13 protein-coding genes and 1 pseudogene are annotated in these 15,157 nt (G+C 66.2%); 12 read left to right on the top strand and 2 right to left on the bottom strand.

What is annotated here, in order from left to right; translation table 11 throughout:
- Positions 1–702, top strand: a pseudogene (locus tag ACFYTS_RS32960) (Fe-S oxidoreductase); the annotation flags it as partial.
- Positions 703–792: 90 nt separating this feature from the next.
- Here the strand turns inward: ACFYTS_RS32960 and ACFYTS_RS32955 are convergent.
- On the bottom strand, positions 793–1,653 hold the full coding sequence (locus tag ACFYTS_RS32955; protein ID WP_357285690.1) for a haloalkane dehalogenase: 861 nt from the start codon (positions 1,651–1,653) through the stop codon (positions 793–795).
- Positions 1,654–1,842: 189 nt separating this feature from the next.
- Here ACFYTS_RS32955 and ACFYTS_RS32950 point away from each other — a divergent pair, with 189 nt between their 5' ends.
- The 11 genes from ACFYTS_RS32950 to ACFYTS_RS32900 all read left to right on the top strand — a co-directional run bounded on the left by ACFYTS_RS32950 (position 1,843) and on the right by ACFYTS_RS32900 (position 14,586).
- Positions 1,843–2,904, top strand: coding sequence for a UbiA family prenyltransferase (locus ACFYTS_RS32950; protein WP_387309270.1), 1,062 nt, complete (start codon positions 1,843–1,845; stop codon positions 2,902–2,904).
- Positions 2,904–3,959: an aminotransferase class I/II-fold pyridoxal phosphate-dependent enzyme gene (locus ACFYTS_RS32945; RefSeq protein ID WP_357285696.1), complete on the top strand. Its 1,056-nt coding sequence runs from the start codon at positions 2,904–2,906 to the stop codon at positions 3,957–3,959. Before ACFYTS_RS32950 ends, ACFYTS_RS32945 begins: the two co-directional genes overlap by 1 nt.
- Positions 3,947–7,195 (top strand): thiamine pyrophosphate-binding protein, encoded by a 3,249-nt coding sequence (locus ACFYTS_RS32940; RefSeq protein ID WP_387309269.1) that lies wholly within the window; start codon positions 3,947–3,949, stop codon positions 7,193–7,195. The genes ACFYTS_RS32945 and ACFYTS_RS32940 overlap by 13 nt, the downstream gene beginning before the upstream one ends.
- 65 nt (positions 7,196–7,260) lie before the next feature.
- Complete coding sequence (locus ACFYTS_RS32935; RefSeq protein WP_387309268.1) at positions 7,261–7,932, top strand: class I SAM-dependent methyltransferase; 672 nt, start codon at positions 7,261–7,263, stop codon at positions 7,930–7,932.
- Between the two features lie 11 nt (positions 7,933–7,943).
- Entirely contained in the window at positions 7,944–9,368 is a 1,425-nt protein-coding gene (locus ACFYTS_RS32930) for a cytochrome P450 (RefSeq protein ID WP_357285704.1), read from the top strand.
- A gap of 42 nt (positions 9,369–9,410) precedes the next feature.
- Entirely contained in the window at positions 9,411–10,034 is a 624-nt protein-coding gene (locus tag ACFYTS_RS32925; protein ID WP_357285707.1) for a methyltransferase domain-containing protein, read from the top strand.
- 52 nt (positions 10,035–10,086) lie between these two features.
- Positions 10,087–10,752: an ATP-binding cassette domain-containing protein gene (locus tag ACFYTS_RS32920; RefSeq protein ID WP_357286002.1), complete on the top strand. Its 666-nt coding sequence runs from the start codon at positions 10,087–10,089 to the stop codon at positions 10,750–10,752.
- Positions 10,749–11,912, top strand: coding sequence for an ABC transporter substrate-binding protein (locus tag ACFYTS_RS32915; RefSeq protein ID WP_357285710.1), 1,164 nt, complete (start codon positions 10,749–10,751; stop codon positions 11,910–11,912). The genes ACFYTS_RS32920 and ACFYTS_RS32915 overlap by 4 nt, the downstream gene beginning before the upstream one ends.
- Entirely contained in the window at positions 11,909–12,721 is an 813-nt protein-coding gene (locus ACFYTS_RS32910) for an ABC transporter permease (protein WP_387309267.1), read from the top strand. Before ACFYTS_RS32915 ends, ACFYTS_RS32910 begins: the two co-directional genes overlap by 4 nt.
- 22 nt (positions 12,722–12,743) lie before the next feature.
- Positions 12,744–14,207 carry an MFS transporter gene (locus ACFYTS_RS32905; RefSeq protein WP_387309266.1) on the top strand — a complete coding sequence of 488 codons (1,464 nt, stop codon included), beginning with the start codon at positions 12,744–12,746 and terminating at the stop codon, positions 14,205–14,207.
- Between the two features lie 196 nt (positions 14,208–14,403).
- The gene (locus ACFYTS_RS32900) at positions 14,404–14,586 is read left to right on the top strand and encodes a hypothetical protein (RefSeq protein ID WP_379106319.1); all 183 of its coding nucleotides are present in this window, start codon (positions 14,404–14,406) and stop codon (positions 14,584–14,586) included.
- A 4-nt stretch (positions 14,587–14,590) separates the two neighbouring features.
- On the opposite strand, the gene ACFYTS_RS32895 is transcribed toward ACFYTS_RS32900, so the two are convergent.
- The gene (locus tag ACFYTS_RS32895) at positions 14,591–15,076 is read right to left on the bottom strand and encodes a hypothetical protein (RefSeq protein WP_357285721.1); all 486 of its coding nucleotides are present in this window, start codon (positions 15,074–15,076) and stop codon (positions 14,591–14,593) included.
- Positions 15,077–15,157 lie beyond the last annotated feature (81 nt).

Genomic DNA, 15,157 nt, shown 5'->3' with positions numbered 1-15,157 from the left:
GAGCCGGAGCCCGCTCCGGAGCCGGTCAAGGCCGCGGTCGCGGTCGCCGAAGCTCCGGCCGAGGCCGCTCCGAAGGCCGCTCCGGCCGGTGGCGGACTGGGCATGAAGGGTGGCCTGAAGCCGCCGGGTGGCGGTAAGGGTCTGGCCATGAAGGGCGGGCTCAAGGCCCCGGGCGCGAAGACCGCCACAGCTGCCGCCGAAACCGCCTCCGCTGCTGAGGCTCCCGAGGCCGAGACTCCGGTGGCCCCGACCGCCAAGCCGGGCGGACTCGGAATGAAAGGCGGCCTCAAGGCCCCCGGCGGCAAGGGTCTGGCCATGAAGGGCGCCGCCAAGGCCCCGGGCGCGAAGGCCGAAACCGCTTCCACTGCTGCGGCTCCTACCGAGCCGGAGGCTCCGGCCGCCGAGGCCAAGCCGTCCATCGCGCCCAAGGGCTTGGCCATGAAGTCCGGTCTGAAGCGTCCCGGCCCGAAGGCTCCGGGCGCCGCGGCCCCGGCCGCCGCCGTGGCTGCGGGAGCGCCCGCTGCTCCGGCTGATTCGGCTCCGGAGACGCCGGCCGCACCGGCTCCGGCCGCCTCGGAGAGCAACGGCACCCCGGACGCCAACGGAACGTCCGAAGGCAATGGCGCTGCCAAGCCGCCCGCCGCCAAGCCGGGTGGGCTCGGGTTCAAGTCGGGCATGAAGGCGCCGGGTAAGAAGAGCTAGGGCGGGCTGAAACACCGGGCAGTTGAACCGGATGGACGTGGGCGGCGCTACCGATCGGTAGCGCCGCCCACGTCGTTTTCGTCGCCAGGATCAGGGGAATCGCTTCGCGATCGCGGTTGCGATCTCGTCCGGTGCGTGTTCCTGGATGAACTGCTGGGCGCGGGGCAGTTCGACCACCTCCAGGTCGGTGAATATCGCTCGCATGCGGGGGATGTGGCCCTTCGGGCGATAGACCATGTCTCGCATGCCCCACACCAGCAGGGTCGGCTTGTCCGCGAGGATGGCGGGGACGTCGCGGGAAAGCTGCTCCAGGAGCGGGCGGGCGTCGCGAATCTGTTTGGCTATCACGCCGAGTCCGCGTCGGGCTTCGGTCCCGGGCTGCACCGAGCGGTAGTGATCGATCTCCGCGGGGGTGAGCTTCCGGCCCAGCTCTCCGAGGAGGACACGCTCGACCAGGAAGTTCTTTTCGAGGACTTGGCGCTGCATCATCGGGGTGCGGATGAGCCTGCTGAAAATCTGGTTCGCCGTGGCTTCGGGTGGCCAGAAGGTGGTGTTGCCCAGCACGATGCCGCGCAGTCGATCCGCGCGGGTGGTGACGGCGCCCAGCCCGATGGGTCCGCCCCAGTCGTGTCCCATCACGATGAAGTCGTCGAGCTCGAGGTGATCGATCAGCTCGCCGAGGATCGCGGTGTGTTCGGCGACCGTGTAGCCGAAATCGTCCGGGCGCTCGGACAATCCGAAGCCCAGGTAGTCGATGACGACGCAGCGGTACCGGCTCCGCAGTTCCTTCACGACGTGGCGGTAGAGGAAGCTCCACGTCGGAACGCCATGGCAGAACAGGATTGTCGGTCCGGAGCCCTCGTCGATGTAGTGCACCCGGCCGGCGGACGAGTCGAACCAGCGGGACTCGAAGGGGTACAGATTCTTGTCGGGAACGAAGTCGATCAGCATTGCAACCTCTCTGCGTGACGAGACACTGTCTGATATACCCCGCCCGCGGGTAATCACGTGAATTGCCCACGGTTTTGGTTGTACAAAAGCCTGTGCAACTGACGAAGGCAGCGGTTGAACACCCTTGGGCTACACCGGATTTCGTTGTAGGCTCGCAGCACTGGAATCGCGATACGCCGTATAAGATCGATGGGGTGTGCTATTTCGATACCGACACTTGACGAATTTCTGGGCAAGCCGGCAGAAGAGAGACTCGATTGGGTAAATGAGTCCGAGGGGCTGACGGCAGGAATTCGAGCACGGCTCGAACTGTTTCTTTCATTCGCCCGCCCGCGCACCTGCTTGCCGGGAATGCTGGCGTTCTGCCTTTCTTGCAAAATGCTGGGCTTGTCGATCGACGTGGACGTTCTGATCGGCTTCGTAATCACCTTCCTGTACAGCGCGGTCGCCAATCTGTTCAACGGCTACTCGGACGTCGCGGAAGACAACGAGAACCTTCCGGCCCGCCTGTACCTGCTCGGTCTCTACGGCCGTCGGCGGCTGCTGCGCAGCGCCTATGCCGTATGCCTGATCATGCTGGCCCTGGCGGCGCTGGTGAGCCCGATTTTCGTTGTGCTGACCGCGATGTGCGTGGTCATCGCACACCAGTACTCCTTGCGGCCGTTCCGGGTGAAGGCGCGGCCGGTGTCGTCGATCGCTCTGTTCGCGCTGGATGTCGCCTTGCCGTTCCTGATGGCTCCCGCGGTGGCGAAGCATGGCCCGGCGGTGCTCGGGAATTGGCCGTTCATCCTCATGGCCGCGTATCTGTTCCTCTGGTTCGCGGCCAAGGGATTGGTGAAGAACCTGCCCGACTACTACGGCGACAAGAGCGCCGGACTGAAGACCTCGGCGACACTCAGCCCAACGCGGAAGCAAGCGGCGATCGTGGCCGCGGCAGGCACGATCGCCGTCTACGTGGGCCCGGTGTTCCTGGTGGCCAGTGGACAATTCGCGGCGAAATACCTGCTGACCCTGGTGTGGCTCCCGATTGTCTGCGTTCAATGCGCGCGGATGATCCTGCGCGATGACGCCCACTCGGCGAACAACATGCTGCGTGCCGACATGGTGGTATCAACGGGATATCTGTCGACCTGGATTCTGCTGGTGGACCCGTCCATTTCCTCGATCAGCATCGTGCTGGGCTCGCTGATCATCATTTTCCTGATGGATGCGCTGAAGCTCGATACCCGCAGAAAGAAGGATGTTGTCTGATGTGGAGCGAGTATCGCTCGAACGAAGAGACCGAGTATTCTGCTGTCGCCCTGGACCTTTCGAACAATGCACTGCCTTTCGCTCCATTGCCGAGCGTCCGCAAGGCAATTGAGGCCGAAGTGGATCGCGCGGCCGACTACCCTGCGGCCGCCTACGGATCGCTGCGGAATGCCATCGCCGACTTCGCGGGCTTCGGCCCCGACCAGGTCATCGTCGGCCCGGGCAGTGTGGGCGTGCTCGGATACATCCTGCGACGGGTCGCCGGTGCTGGCGGCCGGGTTGTCTTCGCGGTTCCGGCCTTCGATGCCTACGAGCGCGTTGTGGTGGACGCCGGTGGAACGGCAGTTCCGGTGCGGGGCACCGAGAGCCGGTGGCAGCCGGTCGAAGCGATGGTGGCGGCGGCCGGGGACGATGCGGCCGCGATCCTGATCTGCTCGCCCCACAACCCGACGGGTGAGCGAGTGTCGCTCGACGAGATCGGGATGGTCCTGAGCGCGGTTCCGCGGCACACGGTCGTCGTGGTGGATGAGGCCTATATCGACTTCGATCGCACCGTCGATGCCTCGGCCACCTTCCGGCTGACTTCCGCACACCCGAATCTTGTTGTTCTGCGTACCTTCTCGAAGGCGTACGGTCTGGCGGGTCTGCGCGTGGGATACGCGGTCGGAGACGCGGGATTGATCGGCGCCTGCCGAACCGTCGCCATGCCTTTCGGGGTGAATCGACTGGCGGTGGCGGCGGCCATCGCCTCCCTGGATGTCGGTGATGAGCTGGCCGATCAGGTCGATCGGGTCGTTCATTGCCGATCACAATTCAGCGAATCGGTTCGCGCGCACGGACTTTCCGTCCCCGAATCGCACGGCAATTTCCTGTGGGTGCCGATGCGGCATCCGGCCCCGCTCGTCGACTGCTTCTCCCGCTCAGGGATCGCGGTACGTGAATATCCGGACCTCGGCGTCCGAATCACCGTGCCCGCACCGGAACACATGGATCACGTTGTCGAAGTCCTCGCGGATGGATACAGCCGAATGGAGGCAAGCGCATGCCACAGATGAATCCGCACCTCGGGGCCGACCTCATGGGCCGGCCACGGTTCGCCGACGCACTGGTGGATCGATTGGTCCGAAACGATGTGCGCTACATCTTCGGAATGCCCGCGGAATCGGTGAATTGCCTTGTCGACGCGGTTGGTCGGCGAGAGGAGATCGGGCTGATCGCGGTTCGTCATGAGAGCGCGGCCTCGTGGATGGCCGTCGGCTACGCCCGCCGGTCGGGCACCGTCGGAGTGTGCTTCGGTACGGCCGGTCCCGGTGCGACGCATCTGCTGCCCGGCGTCTATGACGGGCGCTACGACCGCGTGCCGGTGCTGGCGATCTCCGGACAGGTGCACCTGGGTGATATCGGGACGCAGTCGTTCCAGGAGATCGATTCCTCGCGACTGTTCGCGGACGGGACGTGGCGATCGGCGGACATCATGTCGGCCGACCAGATCGGCGTCTTCGACCAGATCATGCTCGGAATCCGGCTCGAGCAGACCTCGGCGCACGTCGCCATCCCCTCGGACCTGCTGATCGCACCGGTCGGCGAGCGGGAACAGCCGAGCCCGTATCGGCTGGACCGGCTCAGCCCGACGAGGGTCGACAAGAAGCGCATCGACGACCTCGCCGACCACCTCTGCGCGAACCCGACGCCTATCGTCTTGGGTTCCGGCAGCGGGAAATCCGTCGAGCAGGCCCGGTTGCTCGCACAGGCACTGGATGTTCCGCTGCGGGCGCTGCCCGAATCCGGAATCCCGGAGGCGCTGGTATCTCCCGTCGACGATGAGCGAACCGCGGCAGCAGACGACAGCGTTGTGCTGATCGGCCGGCCGACCGTCGGTGTGGAGCGCTACTACCCCTCGGCGCAGATCCTGATCGAAATCACCGATCTCGCGACGTCCGGGTTCGACACCGGATGCCGGAGGATCGGCATCGCCGGCGATATTCCGGCGATTCTGGAGTCCCTGACCGAGGCGGTGTCGAGCCGCAGGGGAGCACCGGCAGCATCGGAGCGGCCGTCGGGAATCCCGCAGAACGCGGATGCGCCCGCGGGATGGGCAGTGCTCGCGCGACTGCTGGCGGGAGCGGCTGTCGCCGTCGATCCCGGTCCGATACAACGACTTTCGCGCCGATACCTGAGTGAGCACGCGGACATCCACAGTGCGTGGAATCTGGCAGCCGAGGGTTCGGCGCTGCCGATGTCGATGGGCCTGGCGCTGGCGGTCGGCGATCGCGCCTACGCGCTGACCGAACTCACGTCGCTGGACCAGTACATCGCGGAGCTGTCCACCGCCGCGCGATACACGGTTCCCGTCACGGTGATCTGCGCCGCGGAATCCGGCGCGACGATCAGCGATCTGGCGCGAGCCTTCGGAATCCCGGTGTCCTGGGCGGGCAACCCGAGCGAGCTGGCGTCGCGATTGGCAGCGGCCGGGCAGGCCGAGGGACCCGCGGTGATCCTCACCTCGGCGCTGGACATGGATGCGGCGCTCACCGATACGACGCCCCGCACCGACGCCGTCGAGTTCGCGAGCGATCTGCTCGGCGCGATAGCCGACCGCGGCATCGACTCGGTGTATCTGACGCGAACCAGCTGCGCGCGACTCGGTCTGACGAGTGCCGCGCGTCCGGACCTGGACCTGCGGACCGTCGCCGACACGCAGGCGGCGGCCATGCGGGCGACCGCCGCGTTCAAGGCCGCCGGCACGACCGCCTGCGCCCTGGTGACCTCTCCCGCGGAACTGCTCGCGCAACTGAACGGGCTCTACGACGCCTCGTTCGACAGCGCCTCGGTGCTGCTGATCTCCTTCGAGATCGACCGCTGGTTCCTGGATCCGGTCGACGTGCTGGGGGAGATCTCGGCGATATCGGTGGTGCTGGACGGCACCGAGCAGGATTCGACGCGCCTTCGAGACGCGTTGCTGACCGTCGCCGGTGGCGGCAAGGGCGTGACGCATATTCACGTTTCCCATGCGGCGCTGTCGGCAGGCAACAGTGCGGCGCTCGTGAACAGCGCCGGCGCACTGAGCATTCCGACGTCATTGATCGGACTTCCCGGCAGCACGATGGCCGCACCCGAAGAGATCGCCCGAGCGGCGGAACTTCTCGCGGCGGCCGAGAACGTCTCGATCATCGTCGGCCGCGGTGCGGCGGGCGCACGACGTGAACTCCTCGAATTGGCCGCCCGCACCCGAGCCCCGCTCTACTGCACGATGGGCGCGCTGGCCGCGGATGTCGTCGGGGATCATTGCGACGGACTGGTCGGCACGTCCGGCCACGACGTGGCAATGCAGAACATTCGTCAGAGCCAGGTCGTGATTCTGGTGGGTGTGTCCTGGCGAGGCTCCGCCTTCGAGCTCGCCGGAGACGGCCCGGTGATCTCCATCAATGCCGACGCGCTGACCTTCCTCCGCCTCCCGCCGGAATCGATCGGCTTGCTCGGCGACGCGCGCGAGGTGCTGGAGGCGTTGATCGGGACCGCGAATGATCCTGTCGACGTGGACACTGTCGTCCGTATCGGCAAGCCCCCATCGAAGGGGCCGCGGGAGAGTTCGCGTCAGCTGCTCGCGGTGACAGCGTCCCAGATCATCGATCATGAGCTCGCGCAAGCGGATCGGGCTTCCACCCTGAGCGTCGATGTCGGCATCAACACCCTGTGGGCGTACCGCCACATCCGGTCGGCGACCAGATATCTGTGGACCGCGTCGTTCGCCACCATGGGCTTCGCGGTGCCGGCGGCGGTGGATGTCGCGGTGCGCAATCCGAAGGACATCTCGGTGGCGATCGTCGGCGACGGCGGGATCGGCATCACGCTGGCCGAGCTCCGCAATGTCGCGAAGGCCGAATCGACCACGGTCATCGTCGTTTTCAATAACGGCGCGCTCGCGGCCATCAAGTTCGAGAGCTGGATCATGGGCTGGCCGGACACCTCCTCGGAGTTCGCGCCCTTCGATTTCGCGAGCTTCGCGCGGCATTGTGGGCTCACCGGGGTGACGGCGCGGACGTCCGAGGAATTCGGGGCCGCGTTCCGAGCCGCGCTGCGCGCCGACGGCCCGACGCTCATCGACGCGCGCATCCCCGCGGTGGAGGCCCCCGCGCTGGCCGGGCGCATCCATGTTCGTCAGGTCGTGGGTCTGCTGTCGGGCTGGATCCGGGACGGCAAATCCGCGAGATCCGGGGCCTGGTCGATGGTGAAGGCCGTCGGCGCCGACGCGGCTGTTCAAGCCATGCGCCGGGTCGGGCGAAGCGAATGAAGTGCCCAGTCGATCGGAGAGGAGGGATTTGAATGGTTGGGACACGTCCTGCCACGCCTCAGGCAATGTTCACGAAAATAGCCCCGCGCTATGACCTGGTCAACTCATTGATGACATTGGGTGGCGACAAGAGGCTGCGCCGCGCGGCGGTCCGCATGCTCGGGCTCGAGGCCGGTGCGAGGGTGCTCGATGTCGCCGCGGGGACGGCCGAGATCGCGTCCGCGCTGGTCGCGGAGTATCGATTCCCGATCTCCTACAGCGCTGTCGATCTCAATGAGCAGATGCTGGAGGTCGCCGAACGCAAGCTGGCGCGGCTGCGGCGGGAGCACCCCCGCAGCGAGTTCGACCAGATGTGCGGCAGCGCGGAGGCTTTGAGCTTCGAGTCGTCGACCTTCGACGCCGTCGTCATGTGCTTCGCACTCGACGATATGGATGACCCGGCGGCCGCGCTCGCGGAGACGACCCGGGTGCTCCGCGTCGGCGGACGCTTTCTCCTGATCGAGCTCGCACTGCCGGACAACAAGCTGCTGCTCGAGCTCATGAAGCTGCGCTTGCTCGTGATCCGCAGGGTCGCAGGACTATTCGGTCTGGATCCCGTCGCCCACATGACCGAGGAAGTGGAATCGGATCGCGGCGCGGAGTACACGATCTCCCGCTGCGAGAGCGCCGGGCTGACGTTGGACAACCGAGCGCGGTACCACGGCGGCCTGGTCCGTGCGTACGTCTTCCGCAAGTAGAAGGATTCTCCATGGCCAATCAATGCCCGCATGTCGAGGCACCGAAGGTGCACTCCGTCACCAGCATCACCAGCCGTCGTCTCTCGAATGGGCATCTGCCTGGCCCGCCGGGCCACCGCATCATGGGCTCGTACCCGGAGTTCTCGAAGGATCGCAACAAGTTCCTGCGCGAGGCGGTCCGGCAGTACGGCGACGTCGTCCGGATCAAGCTCCCACTGCGCGACCTCGTCGTACTTGGCAATCCGGAAGACGTACACAAGGCGATGGACGACACGTCCGGCGACTACAGCAAGTTCGGAAATTATCATCCGGCGCTGGCGAAGCGGCAGAACGGGCTGTCGTTCATCGAGGGCGAGATCTTCCGAGAGCGTCGGCGCATCGTCAGTCCGCTGGTCACGCGGGACGGCCTGAAGAACACGTTTCAGGCCAACGTCGATGCCTATCTGCAGACCCTGGATGCGAATATCGCCGCGGCGACCGACGCCCAAGGCGTCACCGATCTGCAAGAAGTGATCTTTCAGACGCTGCTGCGAGGTGTGCTCGCGCAGACGTATACCGAGCCCTTCACCCCCAAGGAGATGAAGGAGCTGCACGAGGGCATGGCGACCTTCACCAAGTTCCTCGGATCGACGCTGAAGATCGCCGATCCGCCGAATCTGGTGCGGCCGTGGGGCCCGTACAAGATCCGGCCGTGGACGGTGTACTCCGCGGCGATGATCGTCAAGAATCGCGTTGTCGAGCGCCAGAATTCACCGGCCCTGGGTACCTATGGCGATGTCCTGGACGGCATGATCCTCGGGTACAAGAAGCTGAAGACCCCCATGACGTTCTGGGACCTCTGCTTCGACGTGGCGACCATGACCAGCGCCTCGTATGGCACCACCGCCGGTGCGATCACCCAAACGGTTGTGCGCACCCTCCTCGACCCCGAGGCGACCGATCGCCTGGTAGAGGAGTGCGGCACGGTCGATCTGTCACAAGCGACCATCGAGTCGGTGCGCAGCCTGCGTTGGGCGAAAGCCTGTTTCGAGGAATCGATCCGGATGCAGGGGTTTCCGCTCCTGCTGCGCTTCACCGCCACCGGGGCGAATTTCCAAGGGCTCGATATCGCGCCGAACACGATGCTGGGAGCCCCCATCTCGACGATCCACCGGGATCCGCGCTGGTGGACCGATCCCGACACTTTCGATCCCAATCGGTTCTACGACCACAGCAAACGGGTCGATCAACCACGTCTGCTGCACTTCCTCGCGTGGGGCGCGGGCCCGCACCGATGCACCGGCGCCCAACTCGGATACCTGATCGCGCCCTACCTCGTCGCCCTGATCCTGAGCCAGTACAAGGTCGATATCCCGCCGAACTTCGTGATGCGCGAGGACACCGGTCTGGCACCGACATTCAAGGGCGGCTTCCGCGTTCGATTGACGCGACGTTAAAAGCCTTCAGCTGGAAAGAATCTGAGAGAGGACTAGATCAAAGTGGCAGAGCGGTACGATATTGCGGCGCCCATCTACGACCGGACCGCGTGGGTCCTGTCGCTCGGCGGCATCGACAAGCTGCACCCGGCCCTGGTCGCCGGACTGGACCTGTCCGGTAAGACGGTGGCCGATCTCGGATGCGGTACCGGACTTGCCTTCCCGGCGCTGATCGAGGCGATCGGCCCGTCGGGCCGGGTCGTCGGGCTGGACAACAACGCGGCCATTCTCGCCAAGGCGGAGAAGCGGGTCGTGGCGAACGGGTGGAACAACGTCAAGCTCGTGGTCGACGACATCGCGACCACGCCGCTGCTGCGTGACGTCGATGTGGTCTTCAGCTGCATCGCGATGAGCTGTGTTCCGGACCCGTCGCAGAAGCTGGCGGAACTGCTCGCGAACCTGAAGCCGGGCACCACTGTTCGCATCATCGACGCGCTGCCGCGGACCGGTGGATTCGGGTACCCCGCCATCAATGGCTACAACTTCCTGAAGTCCTTCATCGTGGGCTCGCACTACAAGAAGCTCGAGCCGTTCGAGCGAGTCTTCCGTGACGGGCTCAGCGACGTCGTCGTCGACAGCGTGCACGGCGGCATGTATACGCGGCTCACCGGCGTGAAACGTGCCTGAAGTCCGGGAACTGACCGTCGAACACGGAACGAAGAAGTTCGGCGACCATCTCGTGCTGGACAGCGTGGACATCGAGGTCGAGCGCGGTGAGTTTCTCGCCGTGCTCGGCCCGAGCGGCAGCGGAAAGTCCACGCTCCTGCGGGTTGTGGCAGGGCTGGAGAGTTTGACCTCGGGGTCTGTGAGCTGGAGCGCGGACGGCGGTCGTCCGCGCACCGGGGTGGTGTTTCAGCAATCCCTGTTGCTGCCGTGGCTCACCGTCATCGAGAACATCTCGCTGGCAAAAAGATTCACCGCTCATCGCGACGAGTTCGACGATGCGTATCCGATGACGCTGCTGCGGCGATTCGGGTTGGACGGCCTGGCCGGCCGCCATCCGGACGAGTTGTCGGGCGGCCAGGCGCAGCGCGTGGCGGTGCTGCGGGCGGCCGCGACCCGGCCGCGGCTGCTCCTGCTCGACGAGCCGTTCAGCGCCCTGGACCCGGCGACTCGAATCGATCTGCAGCAGTGGCTTTCCGAGCTCGTCGCCGAACTCGCGGCCACGGTCGTGCTCATCACGCACGACGTGGAGGAGGCGATCGCGCTGTCGGATCGGATCGTGCTGCTCGATCACGGCCGGATCCGCCGGGAATGGCGGGACGTGCGGACCGGCGGCGATACACCGGCACTGCGTGACGACATCCTCCAGCAGTACCACCCGGACGAGGTTGCGGTTCCTTGACAGATATTTCGAGACGGTACCTGCTGGCCGGGGCGACAGGACTCACCGTCGCCGCCGGGCTGTTCGGTACGGCGGACCTCGCCCGCAGCGCGGCGACCGCGGGGCGGCGGCACGAGGATGCGCTGCGCATCGGTTATCTGCCGATCACCGATGCGGCACCCCTACTGATCGCGCACTCGGCGGGCCTCTACTCCTCCGGGGTGAGCGGTGGTAAGCCCGTGTTGTTCCGAAGCTGGGCCGGGCTGGCGGAGGCGTTCGTCTCCCGACAGATCGACGTCGCCCATCTGCTGATGCCGATGGCCCTGCAACTCCAGCGCGTGCTGGGGGCCGGGGTGCGAGTGCTGGGCTGGAATCACACCAACGGCTCGGCACTCACTGTCGCACCGGACATCACGGATCTCGAACAGCTGGTGGGAAGCCAGGTCGCGATCCCGTTCTGGTGGTCGATTCACAATATCGTCCTCCAGCAACTGCTGCGGGCGCACGACATCACGCCGGTGGTCCGGCGCAGTGCCTCGCGAGCCGAACGCACCGTCGAACTCATCGTCATGAGTCCGTCGGACATGGTTCCCGCCCTGGCGAATCGGTCGATCGCGGGATACGCGGTGGCCGACCCGTTCAACGCCATCGCGCAGATCAAGAAGATCGGGCGAATCCACACCTTCCTGGGCGACGTGTGGCGTGACCACGCCTGCTGTGTCCTGGTCACCAGGGACGACGTGATCGCCGAGCGGCGGGCCGCGGTGCAGGCGGTGACGGATGCGGTGGTTTCCGCGCAAGCGCAGATCAGTGCGGACCGGAATCGGGCTGCCGGAGCGTTGACCTCCGGCGGCTACCTTCCCCAGCCCCTACCGGCGGTGCGCACCGCGCTCACCTACCCCGCGCCGCCCTACCCATTGCGGCATCCCGACTGGTCACCGCACCTGGTGGGATTCCAGCCGTACCCCTATCCCAGCTTCACCCGGAAGCTCGTCGAGGCCATGCACGACACGGTGGTCGACGGGGACCGCCGCTTTCTGGACGACCTGGATCCGAACACGGTGCACCGGGCGCTGGTGGACGACACCTTCGTGCTGAATTCGATTGCCGCGCACGGAGGAACACAGGCCTTGGGGCTGCCCGCCGACCTCGTGAGAGCTGAACAGGTGCAACTGCTGTGACTTCGACCCTCGTTCCCTCGACTACCACCGTCCGCGTGGCATCCCGATCGGCCCTCGCCAAGGCGTGGCCCGCGGTGGCGGCGATCATCGTCACGGTCTTGCTCTGGTGGCTGGCGACATCGGTGCTGTCGGCGGAGCATTCGCTGCTGCGTCAGACGGCCCCGCAACGGGTGTTGCCTGCGATCGTCGATCTGTATCGGCGCGGCGTGCTGGTATCGGATGCGGCAATCAGCCTGTGGCGCTTGATCATCGGGTTGGCCATCGCCACGGTGATCGGCGTGCCGATGGGTCTGCTGATCGGACTGAACACCCGAATCGAACAGGCGTCCACGCCGGTGGTGCAGTTCTTGCGCATGATCTCTCCGCTGTCGTGGACGCCGATCGCGGTGGCGCTGTTCGGGATCGGCAATCAGCCGGTCTACTTCCTGGTCGCGGCCGCGGCCGTGTGGCCCATCCTGCTGAACACCGTGTCCGGGGTGCACGCGATCGATCGCGGCTTCCTGGACGTGGCTCGGTCCTTTCACGCGACGCGCGTGGAGCAACTGCGCGTCGTGATCATTCCGGCCGTGCGCGATCACGTCCGCACCGGCCTGCGCCTGGGGCTCGGCACCGCCTGGATCGTGCTGGTTCCCGCGGAGATGCTGGGTGTGCGTTCGGGGCTGGGCTACCAGATCCTCAATGCCCGAGATCAGCTGGCCTACAACCAGGTTGTGGCCATCATTCTCGTGATCGGCGTGCTCGGGTCCGCGGTGGATCTCGTGGCGAGCCGCCTGCCCGGGCGGACCTTCAACAATCGCGCAGTCGCATGAAACCGATGAGTAAAGGGTGATGATGTCCGAAGTACGTGCGGCGTCCGATCGTCGCTGGTGGGCGTTGCTGGTGTTGTCCATCGCGCAATTGCTCGTCGTCCTGGACGCGACGATCGTGACGATCTCGCTGCCCTACGCGCAGGCCGACCTCGGCATCCGGGACGCCGACAAGCAGTGGGTGTTCACTGCCTACACGCTGATGTTCGGTGGCCTGCTGCTGCTGGGCGGTCGCCTGGCGGACTATGTCGGACGCCGGCGAATCTTCCTGATCGGCCTGGTCGGATTCGCGGCGGCCTCGGTGCTGGCCGGTGCGGCGATGAGTCCCGGCATGCTGTTCGCCGGACGGGCGCTGCAGGGTCTGTTCGCGGCCTTGCTGGCGCCCTCGGCGCTGTCGCTGGTGTCGGTGACATTCACCGCGGCACAGGAGCGGGCCAAGGCTTTCGCGGTGTTCGGCGGCGTATCCGGAGCGGGATTCGCGGTCGGGCTCATCGGTGGTGGAGCGTTGACGCAGTACGCGTCCTGGCGCTGGTGCCTGCTGGTGAACATTCCCATCGCACTGGCCACCGCGGCGGCGGCCGCGCTGGTCGTCGTCCGGGACGTGCCCGTGCGGCGGGCGGGCGGTTACGACCTGCCCGGCGTGGTCGTCGTGACCGCGGGACTGGCGAGCGTCGTGTACGGGTTCAACCGTGCGGCGCAAGCCGGTTGGGGCGCGGCCGGCACCGTCGCACTGCTGGTGGTCGGTGTGCTCCTGCTCCTGGCCTTCGTCGCCATCGAGGCCAGAGTCACCAATCCACTACTGCCCCTCCGTATTCCGGGTGAAGCCAACCGGGGCGGGTCATTTCTGGTCGCGCTCCTGGTTCCGGTCGCCATGTACGCGGTCTTCCTGTTCCTGAGCTACTACTTCCAACAGACGCTGGGCTATTCGCCGCTGAAGGCGGGAATCGCGTTCCTGCCCTTCCCGTTCGGCATCGTTTTCTCCGCCGGAGTCGCCAGCAAGCTGCTACCCAAGGTCGGACCCCGGGTCCTGATGCTCGCCGGCGCCCAACTCGGCGCGGGCGGCCTGATCTACCTGGCCCAGCTGCGCGCCGGCCAACCCTACTGGGCGGCGGTGCTTCCCGCCGAGATCATCATCGCGCTCGGCATGGCCCAGATCTTCGTGGCCATGCAGGCCACCGCGCTCTACGCGATCGACGACAGCGACGCCGGCGTGGCCAGCGGCCTGTTGAACGCGGTCCAGCAAATCGGCGCCTCGATCGGAACCGCCCTGCTCACCACGATCGCGGTACAGGTCTCGACCCGCTACGCCCAGAGCCACCCCTTCACCCCGGACCTGCCGGCCCGCGCGGCGATCCACAGCTACGACGTCGGATTCTATTGGGGCGCAGGCTTCTTCGTGATCGCGGCCATCGTGGTCGCGCTGACGATCCGAGTCCGAAAGCTGGACCCGGTCACCGACCCGGACCGGGCGGCGACCATGCCGGCGTAGCCGGTCCACCATCGATGAACCCGGGCGACTTCCCCGACGATGAATTCGGGGGAGTCGCCCGGTCCTGACGCCATCCCCTCGAATCCCCCGAATCCGCCACCCGCTGACTCCGATTCCGGCAATATTCGCTGGATCTCGCGCGTTGTACCCCCTACCGTGTTCGAGTCCACGGATCAGCACCACTTGGGGGGAACCCATGAAGACCGCGCCGCCGGGCAAGCCCGCACCGGCCGCTGCCGCCGAGCGGGCCGAGCGCCCGGATCTCACCGCCTGGCGGCAGCGCCACGAGCTCCGCAGATCCAATGCTTCCCAGCCGATTCCGAGCGGCCGCCGGTACCGGCGCACCACCAAGCATCGCGATCGTTCCCGTGACGATTAGCTGATCATTTGACGCCGCCGCTCGAGCATGCCGAGAGCGTGCTGCTGCCCGACTGACAGGCGAAGCGCCGCACGGCGTCCTGGTTGCGCCGGATGAACGCCTCGGGCGAGTTGTTGTCGATGATGGGGATGGTGACGGTGTGGGTTCGGCTGCCCTGCGTGACGGTGACCGTGTTCGAGCCCGCCGTATCGGGAATCCACTGGTAGACCAGAAAGCCGAGCCCCGGGGTGCCCCCGCTCGGCGCGGGTAGGGCGGTCACCATGGTCTTGCCGTTGATGACGATCGAGACGGGCGTCGTCACGTCGTTCACCTCGACGTCGATTTCGCATTTCAGTGTGGTCGCCTGGCAGGCGAGCGGGTCGGCGCCGGCGCCGAACCAGATCGGGATGGTGTCCGCGGCCGCCGTGGCCGACCCGGCGGAAAGCTGCACCGCCGCGGCCGCGAGCGCGGCCCCCAGTGCGGCGCGGTGACCGATCTTCGTGATGTTCATGGGCGAGAAGTATTTTTGAATAACCCTTGTTTCACAAGGATTTTCAGGGACCCAGGTTTTCGGGGGATCGCTCATCCGCCC

Origin of the sequence: Nocardia sp. NPDC004151, from assembly GCF_042874235.1 — a bacterium.
Classification (GTDB): Bacteria; Actinomycetota; Actinomycetes; order Mycobacteriales; family Mycobacteriaceae; genus Nocardia.
This window is presented reverse-complemented; position numbering and strand designations above follow the sequence as displayed.